This is a genomic window from Acuticoccus sediminis, assembly GCF_003258595.1.
Lineage (GTDB): Bacteria > Pseudomonadota > Alphaproteobacteria > Rhizobiales > Amorphaceae > Acuticoccus > Acuticoccus sediminis.
This window is the reverse complement of sequence record NZ_QHHQ01000001.1, coordinates 1,717,635-1,729,964: the sequence shown is the minus strand read 5'-3', so window position 1 is coordinate 1,729,964 and position 12,330 is coordinate 1,717,635. Positions and strand designations below refer to the sequence as shown.

Below are 12,330 nucleotides of genomic sequence, written 5' to 3'. Positions count from 1 at the left end.
GCGTGCTATACCTCAAACAACAATCAAAGATCAATGCCCCGGCCGCGTTCCCGCGGACCGCGGGGCCGGCGAGCCGGGCGGTCAGAAGGGGAAGAAGAGCGGGATCGAGAGGACGGCTGCGACGCCGACGATGATGTTCATGGGGATGCCGATCTTCATGAAGTCGGCGAAGTGGTAGTTGCCGGCGCCGTAGACGAGGGTGTTGGTCTGGTAGCCGATCGGCGTCGCGAAGCTCGCCGACGCGCCAAGCATGACCGCCACGACGAGGGGTCTCGGATCGACCCCGATCTGGTGGGCGAGGCCGATGGCGAGCGGGGTCACCACCACGGCGACGGCGTTGTTGGTGACCGTCTCGGTCAGCACCGACGTCAGGGCGTAGATCGCCGCCAGCATCGCCACCGGCGGAAGGCCCTTGAGGTGCGGTCCGAGCGCGTCCACCACCAGCGATACCGCGCCGGTGTGCTGCAGCCCCGCGCCGATGATCAGCATCGAGAAGATGAGGACGAGGATGGCGGCGTCGATGGAGCCCCACGCCTCGTCGTTGTCGATGCAGCGCAGCACGAGGATGGCGGCGACGGCGATCAGCGACAGGATGCTGATCGGCGCCACTCCGAACGCGGCGAGCCCGACCACGCCGGTGAGCGCCAGCAGCGCCAGCGGGGCCTTGCCGCGCTTGAACGCGCGCCCGCCGGCCTCGCTGATGGAGGCGAGTTCCCGTGCCTCGCGGAGCTGCTCGAGCCCCTCCTCCGTCCCTTCCAGCAGCAGCTTGTCCGCCGGGCGCAGGATGGCGGCGCTGAGGCTGGGGCCGAGGTGGTGCCCGTGCCGGTGGGCGCCGAGGACGCGCATCCCGTAACGGCGGCCGACCGCGAGCCGCGCGAGGCGGATCCCCTGACTGCGGCGCGACAGGGTGACCAGCGCCTCGGCGACCGAGAGCTCGTCGTCCTTGCGCCGGGACGGGCCGTACTGCAGGCCCACCTGCAGCCCCTCGATGTCGCGCAGCGTCAGAAGCTCGGAGGTCGCAGCCTCCGCGACCAGCCGGTCGCCGGCGGCCACGACGTGCTCCTCGATGTCGGTCCGTTCCACGTTGCCGCCGTTGACGACGCCGAGGATCCTGACGCCGGGCCGGCCGAAGGCGGCCACCTCGGCGACGGTCTTGCCGATCCCCTCGAAGCCCTCGGCCGGGCGCAGCTCGGTGAGGTAGTTCGGCTCCTCGCTCTCGTCGGTGGCGCTGCGCTCGCGGCGGTTGGGCAGCAGGAGCGGCCCGAGGACCACGAGCGCGGCCATTCCGACGGCGGCCGCGATCAGCCCCACCGGCGCGATCTCGAAGATGCCGAACGGCGCGAGGCCGCCCTGCTGGGCCACCCCGTCCACGAGCAGGTTGGTGGAGGTGCCGATGAGCGTCCACGTGCCGCCCAGCACGGCGACGTATGACAGCGGAATGAGGAGGCGCGTCGCGGCGATGTCGAGACTGCGCGCGAGGCGGATGACGATGGGGATGAGGATCAGCACCACCGGCGTGTTGTTCATGAGGCCCGAGGCGATCACCGTCGCCAGCAGGAACAGGCCGACCGCCAGCCGCGGCCGGCTCTCCGCCCCGCCGATCAGCCAGTTGGCGAGCGCGTCGAGCAGCCCGGTTCGCACCAGCGCCCCGCTGATGACGAACATCGCGGCGATGGTGATCGGCGCCGGGTTGGCGAAGGCCGCCATCACCTGGTCGAACGGCACGAGGCCGAGCACGACGAAGAGCGCCGCGCCGCCGGCGGCCGTCACGTCCGGCGGCAGTTTCTCCGTCACGAAGGCCGCGAAGAGGCCGACGAGAAGGGCGAGGGAAATCCAGGCGTCGTAGGCGTGGACGAAGTCGATCACGCGGTCCATGGGCGGGCTATCTGTCTCCACGTGGCCGGCGTCGCGGGGACGCCGGCGAAGCGCCGGTACCGACCGAACGAGCTCACGTCCCCCGGCCCGGCACCAGCCTGTTGTTTCTGCGCGCATTCCGGACGACGAACCGCCTTCCGGTCCGCCCGAACGCACGTCAGGCGGAGATGATAGGGCGCGATGGGCCGACGTCTCGCCCCCGGCTAACGCTTGTCACTCGGCCGGGGTCGGAAGCGACGCCGGCGGCGGAACGGGTTGCACCGGCGGGGCGGCCTCCTCCTCCTCCGGACGGGCGTAGACGAGGAAGAAGAGCGCGGGCGCGAGGTAGAGCGTGATGATCGTCGACAGCGCGACCCCGCCGACGACCGCGACCGAGAAGGCCGGCCAGAATCCGCCGCCGCCGATCGCCAGCGGGAAGAAGCCGACCATCGTGGTGATCGTCGTCGACAGGACGTGCCGGCCGGATTCCATCACCGTGTCGGCCGCCGCCTCGACGTCGCCGCGCCGCGCGCGCGGATCGATCTGCAGGGCCGACAGGACGATGATGGTGTCGTTGATGGAGACGCCGATGGAGCCGATGATCCCCACCAGCACCGCGATCCCGAGCGCATAGCCGGCCGCCGCCACCGAAAGCAGCGAGAGCCCCGCGAAGAGGATGCACGCGAACGCCGCCGCGACCGCGAGACGGAAGGAGTTGAACGTCAGCACGAAGGTCGCGCCCGCCAGCGCCAGCAGCACCGCGAAGGGCCGGCTCAGCGCCTCGATGGTGCGCTCGCGCGCGTCGTGATCGCCGCCGACCACGAACCGGTAGCCGTGCGGCAGGACGAAGCCGGCCTCGTCGAGCTTCCTGCGAGCGGCGTCGACCACGGACTGCGGCAGCACACCGGTCCTGGGGAACATCTCGAGCGTGTTCACCCGCTCCATCGCGTGCCGGGTGATCTGGGTGGTGGTGGGGACGACCTTCAGGGTGCCGAGGGCCGCCATCGGCACGGCGTCGCCCTTGTCGTTGACGAGACGCAGCGTCTGCAGGACGGCGAGGTCGCCACGCGCGTCGGCGGCCATCCGCACGCGGATCGGCAGCCGCTCGGTGCCTTCGATGAGCGTGGCGCCGGTCTGCCCGGCGAGCGCGGCCTGAAGCTCCGCCGCGACGCCGTCCAGCGTCAGTCCGGCGGCGAGCACCTTCGCCTCGTCGAGCACGAACTGCATCTTGGGCGGTCCGCCGTTGATCGAGGTGCGCACGTGGGTGATCCCGGGCAGCGTGGAGAGCGGCGCGAGGGCCGCCTCGCCCAGGGACTTCAGCGTCGCGAGGTCGGGACCGGTGATGCGCAGCTCCACCGGCGCGATGACCGGCGGCCCCTGCACGAGCTCGCGCACCAGGACGCGGGCGTCGAGCATCTCGCGGTCGAACCGCTGTTGCAGTTCGGGGATCAGCGTCTCCGCCGCCTCGGCCGAGGTGGCGGTGATGAGCGCGACGCCGAACTCCGGCACCCGCTCCCGGTTGTCGAGCATGTTGTAGTAGAACGGCGGCGCGCTGCGGCCGAGCGCCCAGATCCGGTTGCGGATGCGGGGGTCCGCGCCGAGGACGGTGTCGATCTGGCGGGCGGCGGCCTGGGTGGCGGCGATCCCGGCGCCGGGCGTCACCTCGATCTCGATGAAGAACTGGTCGCGCTCCACCGGCGGGAAGAACTGCTCCACCAGGGTCGGCAGCAGCAGGAAGCCCGCGACCGGCAGCACCATGCCGTACATCACCGTGATGCGCGGCCGCCGCAGGGCGATCACGAGCGTGCGGCGGAAGAGGTCGCCGAAGCGACCCACCTGGATACCGCCGGTGAGGAGGCCTATGGCGCTCCGGCGCGGCTCCTGATGGAGCATCCAGCCGGCGAGGGCCGCCGTCAGCGTCAGCGCGATGACGAACGACCAGATCAGCATGACGACGACGACCCGCGCGACCGGGCCGAGGAAGTCTCCGGTCGGTCCGCCGAGGAGCGCCATCGGCATGAAGGCGAGGACGGTGGTGGCCGTCGAGGCGGCGAGCGGGGCGGCGAGGCGCGAGACCGCGCTGCGCACCTCATGGCCGCGGTCCTGGCCCTCGACGAAGCGGCGGCGGATGTCGTCCACCACCACGATCGCCGCGTCGACGAGCATCCCGAGGCCGATGATCAGGCCGGCCACCGACATCTGCTCGATGGAGATGCCCATCAGCGGCAGGGTCGCCATCGTCGCCATGCTGACGAGGGGCAGCGCGATGCCGACCACCAGCGCCGGCCGCAGCCCGAGGGTGAAGAAGAGCACCACGACGACGAGGCCGAAGCCGGCGGCGAGGCGGCTCGCGAGGTCGGTGAGGCGGGCGACCGTGTATTCGCTCTGGTCGAACAGGCGGACGTGCGTGAGGCCACCGGGGAGGTCCTTGTCGAACGCGTCCATCGCGGCGGAGATCTCGCGCATGTAGCGGTCCGCCTTGAGGCCGTCCTCCATCATGACGGCGACGAGGATCGCCCGCTTGCCGCGCGCCATCGCGATCGCGTACGGCGGCTCGTGCTCGCTGCGGGTCACGGTGGCGATGTCGCCGACGCGCACCGAGCCGCCGTCGGGCGTCGCGGCGAGACGGATGTTGCGGATGCGCTCCAGGTCGTCGATCGCGCCGCCGATCTCGACGATGAGGTCGCCGGCGGGGCCGACGCTGCGTCCCGCATCCGCCCGCGGGTCGGCCGCGCCGATGGCGGCGGCGACCTGGCTGGGCGTCCAGCCGAAGTTGGCGAGCTCGGCCGGGTCGATGGCGACGAGCACCTCCTCCTCCGGGTCGCCGTAGAGGCGGACCTGCTTGGTGCCCGCCACGTTCTGAAGGCGCTCGCGCAGCGCTTCGGCGTAGCGCGTCGTCACCGACAGGGGGACGGAGGGGTCGGCGGGCATCAGCGCGCTGATGCCCGTGTACGCCCCCGAACGCGTGTCGTCGAAGACCGGCGGGGACGCGTCGGACGGCATCTGCGGCGTCAGCTCCTTGATCGCGTCGCGGACCTTCGACCACGCATCGGCGATCTGCGCCTCGCCGAGGTCCCACCGCAGCTCGACGATCACCGTCGACAGGCCGGGGCGCGAGACGCTGCGCACGATGTCGACCTGCTCGATCTCCGAGATGCGCCGTTCGATCGGCTCGGTGACCTCGGCCTCGACCCGCTGCGCGTCGGCGCCGGGCTGCTCGGTCATGACGAAGCCGACGACCTTGAGGAAGGCCGGATCCTCCTGCCGTCCCACCAGCTCCACCGCGATGATGCCCAGCGCCATCACGACCATGATCGCCAGGACGGTGAGGCGCGGGATGCGGTAGAACGCGTCGATCATCGGTCGGGCGCGCCGGCCTCGCGCGGTGCGACGACCTCGCCGGGGGCCACGCGGTGGCGCCCCTCGACGACGACGGTCTGGCCGGTTTTCAGCGAGCCCTTCACATAGGCCGAGCCGCCGGCGACGGCGATGATCTCCACCGCCTCGGTGCCGACGACGTCATCGGCGCCGACGGTATAGACCGACCAGAGGCCGCGCTGCCCCTCGGCGAGCGCCTTCACCGGGAGCACGTAGCCCGGCCCCCTGATGGCGCTGTCGAGGACGAGGTCGGCGGTGTCGCCGAAGCGGAGCGAGACGCCGTCCGGCGGGGAGAGCTCGACGAACGTCACCACCGACTGGGTCGCGGCGTGAACGTCCGGCCGGACGGCGATGACCTTGCCCGGCATGTCGGTCCCGCCGTAGCGCACGGTCACGGCGTCGCCGGTGTCGAGCCCGCGCGCCCTGGCGTCGGGGAGGCCGACCTGAAGGCGCGGCGCGGCGGTCTCGATGACGGTCAGCACGGGCGTCCCGGCGGCGAGGATCGCGCCCTCGTCGAGTGTCCGCTCGGTGACACGACCGGCGAAGGGGGCCGCAATGAGGCTCTTCTCGATGTCGAGTTCCACCGCCGCGAGCGCGGCCTCGACCTCCCGCTTCGAGGCGGCGAGCTCCTGCAGGCGGATCCGCGCCTCGTCGAAGGCCTGCACGGTGGCGACCCGGCGGTCCTTGAGCTGTGCGGTGCGGTCGAAGACGATCTGGGCGAGGTCCGTCTGCGCGTCGATCCCGGCGACCTGCGCCTTGATCCGGTCGCGCTCGGCCTCAAGCGCGCGCGTGTCGAGCTGGAGGATCGGCGCATCGGCGGCAACCTCGTCGCCCTCGTCCACGAAGATCTCGGCGATGCGCCCACCGCGCTCCGGCGCGATGGCGGTCTGGCGCCGCGGCTCGATCCGTCCGGCGAAGCGTTCGCTGACGGTGAAGGTGGGCACTTCGGTGACGGCGGCGACCACCACGGGGATGGGCACCGGGGGCGTGACGACGGGCGTCGCCGTCAGCTGGCGCACCCCGACGTAGACGATCGCGACCATGCCGACGGCGATGGCGATGTTGAGGGCGTTGGCGGCGAGGTTGAAGAACCAGCGGGCCGTGCGGCGGGAGGTGTCGCCGAGCTCGCGCAGCGCCGCATCCGCCCGGGAGCGCGGCCCCGCGGGCGGCTCAGGCTTCGGCCCGGTGCCGGGCGGGGTCTCGACAGGGCGGACCCGGGCGGTGCGAGGCTGATCTAACATCCGCTTGTAGAAGGGCCCATGGAAAATCAGTAGGGGTTCGGGATCTTTGGTCAACGTTTCTGCCCACCAAAGATGACGGCGTCGAACCATCTGGCACTAGGGGCACGATTGCCGCAACAATTGACGTTCGGGGCCGAACGATTTCTGCGTGAACCCTTAATCGGTCTCCGCCGGCCCGGATCGGGTGATCGTCCCCCTCCCCGCCTGCTGCACGGCCCCGCTGACGACGCGAGCGGCTGGCCGCCAGCCCTCCCCGACCGGCCCGCCGACGCGCGGCCGGCGTGCCCGCGGCCGGAGCGCGGCTTCGCGCCGCCGGAAGGTTTTCGGGGCCTGTCGCCCGGTCTTCGCAGGGTGTTTGCGCCTAACCTGCGGAGAGATTGCTTGGATTTATACCAGTTCGATGATGAATGGACGGGCAGGCGCACATTGAGTACCCTTCCGGATCAGGGGGAGGAACGCCGATGTGCAATGTCTTCGCTGGAATACCGCGGGAGAGCTACGAGAGCCAAACCCGGTCCGTTCGGCTGAATGGGCATTCCACGTCGATCCGCCTCGAAGCGGTCTACTGGGACATTCTGGAGCGTCTCGCGGACAAGGAGGGCCTCTCGCTGAGCCGCTTCCTGACCGAGCTGCACGACGAGGTGCTCGACCTCCACGGCGAGGCCCGCAACTTCTCCTCCCTGCTGCGGTGCGTGTGCCTGGTGCACCTCAGCCGAACGTCGACGACTCCGCTGCGCGTCCTGGAGACCGAGCGGACCTGACCCCGGCACCGCGCCCCTGACAGACCCCCGCCGGCCGCCCCGCGCGCCGGCGTGAGGCGCGGCTGCGCGCGCCTGCCCCGGCGACCTAACATCAAAGTCGAACGGGTGCGTTATCAGAGTACTACCCGTTCGTTCGGCACGGCCATACCCTTGATCTCCATGCCGCGTTGCGGTCCCCGCCAGGCTCCGGCGCCGGACGGATCCCGACGTGGCGGTGCGTTCTATGGAGGGCTGCGTTGGCCAAAGCGATTCACTCGATGATCCGCGTGTTGGATGAGAAGAGGTCTCTCGACTTCTACGAGAAGGCGTTCGGACTGACGATCGCCGATCGTCTCGACTTCGAGAACTTCACGCTGATCTACCTGAGGAATCCCGAAAACGACTTCGAGCTGGAGCTGACCGTCAACAAGGGCCAGAGCGAGCCGTACGACCTCGGCAACGGCTACGGCCACCTGGCCTTCGCGGTCGACGACCTGGCGGCGGAACACGCCCGCTTCACCGCTGCGGGATTCGAGCCCCGCAAGATGGTGGATTTCGCGCCGGGGGGCGAGGTCATCGCCCGCTTCTTCTTCGTCGCCGACCCGGACGGTTACCAGATCGAGGTGCTCCAGCGCGCCGGCCGCTACCAGTAACTCGCCGACCGCCCGCCACAACAAAATCAATGCGGGCGCACCCAGGAGGAAATGTCGATGAGGTTGATCGAGCGCTCCGCGCCCGCGGAGCCCAGGGGGGAATCTCCCCCCAACGCGCCACGAACACCTGGATTGCAGGTGGATCGGCGCCGGTTCATCACGGCGAGCCTGACGGCGGTCGGCGCCTACGCTGTCGCCGTCTCCGGCGTCACCTGGCTGGTGGCGCCGGACAAGGCGTGGGCCATCTCCTACGACGCGCTCGATCCCGAGATGGCCGAGACGCTGCTCGTCATGACGCGCGCCATCTACCCGCACGACTTCCTCGGTGACGTCCACTACGCGGCCGTCGTGAAGGCACTCGACACGGACGCGGCCGGATTCGCGGACAAGTCCCAGCTCGAACTGCTGCGCGACGGCGTCGCCGCGCTCGACCAGGCGGCGGGCGGCTCCTTCGCCGACGCGACCGAGGACGCCAAGTACACCGCGCTGGAGGGAATGGCGACGACGCCCTTCTTCCAGGCCGTGCGCGGCAAGGCGGTGGTCGCGCTCTACAACCAGCCCGAGGTCTGGGAGAAGTTCGGCTACGAGGGACCGTCCTACCCGAAGGGCGGCTATCTCGAGCACGGCTTCAACGACCTCTCATGGCTTCCGGACCCGCCCGCCGAGGCGAGTCCGCCGGTGGAAGGCTGAGGGAGGACGACCATGGCCACATATGACCTCTCCGACGACAGCGTCGTCGTCATCATCGGTTCCGGCGCAGGCGGCGGCACGCTCGCCCATGAGCTGACGCTCCGCGGCGTCGACGTCGTGCTCCTGGAGGCCGGCGCGCAGCAGTCGATCGAGACCTACGTCAACGACGAGTGGGAATCGTTCGGCCAGCTCGCCTGGCTCGACAAGCGCTTCGCCGAAGGCGGCTGGCGCGTCGCGACGGACTTTCCCAACCTGCCGGCCTGGATCTGCAAGACCGTCGGCGGCTCCACGACCCACTGGGCCGGCGCGTCGCTGCGGTTCCAGGAGCACGAGTTCAAGACCCGCGAACGCTACGGCGCGATCGACGGGGCGAACCTCCTCGACTGGCCGATCGACCTCGCCGAGATGGAGCCGTTCTACGCGCGGGCCGAGGACAAGCTGGGCGTCACGCGGACCAACGGAATCCCGGGCCTGCCGGGCAACAACAACTTCAAGGTCCTCTACAACGGCGCGACGAAGATCGGCTACAAGACGGTCCATACCGGCCGCATGGCGATCAACTCGCGCATCCGCGACGACCGCAACTCCTGCCACCAGCTCGGCTTCTGCTTCCAGGGCTGCAAGATGGGGGCGAAGTGGTCGACCCTCTATTCGGAGATCCCGAAGGCGCTGGAGACGGGTCATCTGGAGCTGCGGACCCAGTCGCAGGCGCTGCAGGTGCTGCACGATTCCTCCGGCAAGGTGACCGGCGTCCTCTACGCCGACAAGGACGGCAACCAGCACGAGCAGAAGGCGCGCGTGGTGGCGATCGCCGGCAATTCCATCGAGAGCCCGCGTCTCCTCCTCAACTCGGCCTCGTCGATGTTCCCGGACGGGCTCGCCAACTCCTCCGGCCAGGTGGGTCGCAACTACATGCGCCACACCACGGGCTCGGTGTACGCGGCGATGCCGGAGCCGGTGCGGATGTGGCGCGGCACGACCATGGCCGGCATCGTCCAGGACGAGGCGCACCACGACGACTCGCGCGGCTTCGCCGGCGGTTACGAGCTGGAGACCCTCTCCCTCGGCCTGCCCTTCATGGCCGCCTTCCTCGACCCCGGCGCGTGGGGCCGCGACTTCGCACGCAAGATGGAAACCTACGAGACCATGGCCGGCATGTGGATCGTGGGCGAGGACATGCCGCAGGAGCAGAACCGCATCACGCTCCACGCGACCGAGAAGGACGAGTACGGGATGGCCGTCCCCGTCGTGACCTTCACCGACCACCCCAACGACACCGCGATGCGCGAGCACGCCTACAAGCAGGGCGTCGCCATCTACGAGGCGGTGGGGGCGAAGGCGACGTACCGGGTGCCGCCCTACCCGTCGACGCACAACCTCGGCACCAACCGGATGAGCGAGAAGGCGAGCGACGGCGTGGTCAACCGCTTCGGCCAGACCCACGACATCGAGAACCTCTTCGTCTCGGACGGCTCCCAGTTCACCACGGGCGCGGCGGAGAACCCGACGCTGACCATCGTGGCGCTCGCCATCCGCCAGGCAGGCCACATCGCCGACCGGATGGGCAAGGGCGAACTCTGACTCCCTAGCGGCCGGCCGCTCCGGCGGCCGGTCCGACCTTGCCGCCACCCATCGGGTCGGCGGCTTTTTCTTGTCCGGAGGCTGGCCGGGTCAGGACCCCATGGTGGTCCAGCGGCGGATGCCGAGGGTGCGCATCTTGCGGTAGAGCGTGGCGCGGGACATGCCGAGCGCGGTGGCCGCGCGGCTGACGTTCCCGTCCTCGGACGACAGGGCGTCGAGGATGACCTGCCGCTCGGCGAGCTTGAGCTGCTCGGCCGCCGTCTGCGCACCGGGCACGATGCACGTCTCGCACGGGCGTGACGACCAGTTGGTGATGCAGCCCGGCAGGTCGACCGGATCGATCCGGCGGCGATCGGTGACGAGGTGCGTCAGCTCCACCATGTTGCGCAGCTCGCGCACGTTGCCGGGCCAGTCGTAGGCGCGGATCACGTGGAGCGCCTCGTCCGTGAAGGTGAGCGGCTCGGTCTTGTGGCGCGCGGCGACGAGGGCGTTGAAGTGCTCGAGGAGGAGCGGGATGTCGTCGCGCCTCTCGCGCAGCGGCGGGATCTTGATGGTGACGGCGCTGATACGGAAATAGAGGTCGCGGCGGAAGCGGCCGAGCTCCACCTCCTGCTGCAACGAACGGTTCGTGAGCGCGATCACCATGATGTCGACCTGCCGCGGCCGGGGATCGCCGACGCGGGCGGTCAGCTTGTCCTCCAGCAGGCGCAGGAGCGAGGGCTGCAGCTCGAGCGGCATCTCGCCGATCTCGTCGAGGCAGAGGACGCCGCCATCGGCGAGTTCCACCCGCCCCGGCCAGCCGGGCCGCCCCCCTTCCCCCTCGGCGCGGCCGAAGAGCTCCTCGCCGAAGGTGCCGCTGGACGCGGCGCCGCAGTTCATCGCGACGTAGGGATCGGTCGGCCCCGCGCTCGCCGTGGAATAGGCGAGGCGCGCGAAGAGCTCCTTGCCGACGCCGGTCTCGCCCTCGAAGAGGATCGGCACGCGCGAGGCGGCGACCCGGCGCGTCAGCGCGAGCGCCTCCAGCAGCACGGCGTTGGCGCCGACGATGGTCGGCTCGCGCCCGGCGATCGGATCGGCCGGCGCGGCGGGCGCGCCGCGGCGGACGGGGGATCGCTCGGCCGGGCCCGGCGCGAACTCCAGCGCGAACCCCCGCACGCGGCCGTCGAGCTGCACCTGCTCCAGGCTCTTGAGGCGCGGCTCGTCGGCGAGCGCGGCGGAGAGGTCGGACATCGACATCCGCTCCCCGCTCTCGATCAGGTAGCGGCCGAGGGAGATGTCCCGCCGCGCGCCGTTGACGGGCAGGTACTGCGGTGCGCCGCGGGCGAAGACGATGCGCCCCTCGTGGTCGAGGATGACGAGCCCTGCGTCCGGATGGGCACCGTGTCCGGACCGCAGGCAGAGGTCCAGAAGCCGCGCGCGCTCGATGGTGAAGCGGCCGGCGAGCGCGCTCTCGATCTCGCGCGCGGCCGCCATGACGAGGGCCGTGTTGTGGGGGCGGAAGATGCCGGTGGGGCCGGATAGGTCGACGACGCCGATCACCGACCGGTCGATGGGGTCGCGGATCGGCGCGCCGGCGCAGGTCCAGTTCTTGATCCCGGCGCAGAAATGCTCGGCGGCGTGCACGAACACCGGCTCGCCCGCCCAGAGCGCGGTGCCGATGCCGTTGGTCCCGGCCGACCGCTCGTTCCAGATGCCGCCGACCTCAAGGTGAATCTCGCGCCCTTCGTCGAGGGTCCGCGGGTCGCCGATGGTATCGAGGATGACGCCGTCGCGGTCGGTCAGGACGAGCATCGCCTCGGTATCGGCCAGCAGGCGGCCGAGCTGGGCGAAGGGGATCTGCGCGGCCTCGCGCAGGTGCGCGCTGGAATCGCGGCGCAGCTCGATGTCGTCCTCGGCCTCGAAGCGCGGCGCGTCGGTCCCGAGCGAGTTGACCCCGTTGGAGGCACTGCGCCGCCAGGAATCGGCGATGATGGCGCGCACGTCGTGCTGGCCCCCGCGCGCGGGGCTGCCGCTCAGGAAATCCTCCCACGCGCGCATCGTCTTGCCGACATCCACCGCGAGCGGTGTCGAGGGCATGGACGGTGCGCCGACACCCGACTTGCGGGGCGCATCGTGTCTCAACACGTCCTCCCGAGCTCTCGGTCTTGTTGGTGCCGAGATGACTTCGCGCATTTTGACTGGGTCATCGGACCT

Annotated in this window: 8 protein-coding genes; 4 read left to right on the top strand and 4 right to left on the bottom strand. The window is 70.5% G+C overall.

Translation table 11 applies throughout. The annotated features are described in order from the left end of the window. Positions 1 to 81 precede the first annotated feature (81 nt). The 3 genes from DLJ53_RS07575 to DLJ53_RS07565 all read right to left on the bottom strand — a co-directional run bounded on the left by DLJ53_RS07575 (position 82) and on the right by DLJ53_RS07565 (position 6,473). On the bottom strand, positions 82 to 1,875 hold the full coding sequence (locus DLJ53_RS07575; RefSeq protein WP_111343661.1) for an SLC13 family permease: 1,794 nt from the start codon (positions 1,873 to 1,875) through the stop codon (positions 82 to 84). A gap of 213 nt (positions 1,876 to 2,088) precedes the next feature. Beyond that, positions 2,089 to 5,214 carry an efflux RND transporter permease subunit gene (locus DLJ53_RS07570; protein WP_111343659.1) on the bottom strand — a complete coding sequence of 1,042 codons (3,126 nt, stop codon included), beginning with the start codon at positions 5,212 to 5,214 and terminating at the stop codon, positions 2,089 to 2,091. Then, entirely contained in the window at positions 5,211 to 6,473 is a 1,263-nt protein-coding gene (locus DLJ53_RS07565) for an efflux RND transporter periplasmic adaptor subunit (RefSeq protein ID WP_162408982.1), read from the bottom strand. The genes DLJ53_RS07570 and DLJ53_RS07565 overlap by 4 nt, the downstream gene beginning before the upstream one ends. 461 nt (positions 6,474 to 6,934) lie before the next feature. Here DLJ53_RS07565 and DLJ53_RS07560 point away from each other — a divergent pair, with 461 nt between their 5' ends. From DLJ53_RS07560 to DLJ53_RS07545, 4 genes are all read left to right on the top strand, one after another. Next, complete coding sequence (locus tag DLJ53_RS07560) at positions 6,935 to 7,234, top strand: ribbon-helix-helix domain-containing protein (protein ID WP_111343655.1); 300 nt, start codon at positions 6,935 to 6,937, stop codon at positions 7,232 to 7,234. Positions 7,235 to 7,470: 236 nt separating this feature from the next. Then, positions 7,471 to 7,866, top strand: a complete 396-nt coding sequence (locus tag DLJ53_RS07555; RefSeq protein ID WP_111343653.1) for a VOC family protein — start codon at positions 7,471 to 7,473, stop codon at positions 7,864 to 7,866. Positions 7,867 to 8,004: 138 nt separating this feature from the next. Beyond that, on the top strand, positions 8,005 to 8,556 hold the full coding sequence (locus tag DLJ53_RS07550; RefSeq protein ID WP_146619912.1) for a gluconate 2-dehydrogenase subunit 3 family protein: 552 nt from the start codon (positions 8,005 to 8,007) through the stop codon (positions 8,554 to 8,556). 12 nt (positions 8,557 to 8,568) lie between these two features. Further along, a complete protein-coding gene (locus DLJ53_RS07545; RefSeq protein ID WP_111343649.1) occupies positions 8,569 to 10,137 on the top strand; it encodes a GMC family oxidoreductase in 1,569 nt (522 codons plus the stop codon). A gap of 90 nt (positions 10,138 to 10,227) precedes the next feature. Here the strand turns inward: DLJ53_RS07545 and DLJ53_RS07540 are convergent, their stop codons facing one another. After that, complete coding sequence (locus tag DLJ53_RS07540; protein ID WP_202913022.1) at positions 10,228 to 12,258, bottom strand: sigma-54-dependent Fis family transcriptional regulator; 2,031 nt, start codon at positions 12,256 to 12,258, stop codon at positions 10,228 to 10,230. Between the last annotated feature and the right edge of the window lie 72 nt (positions 12,259 to 12,330).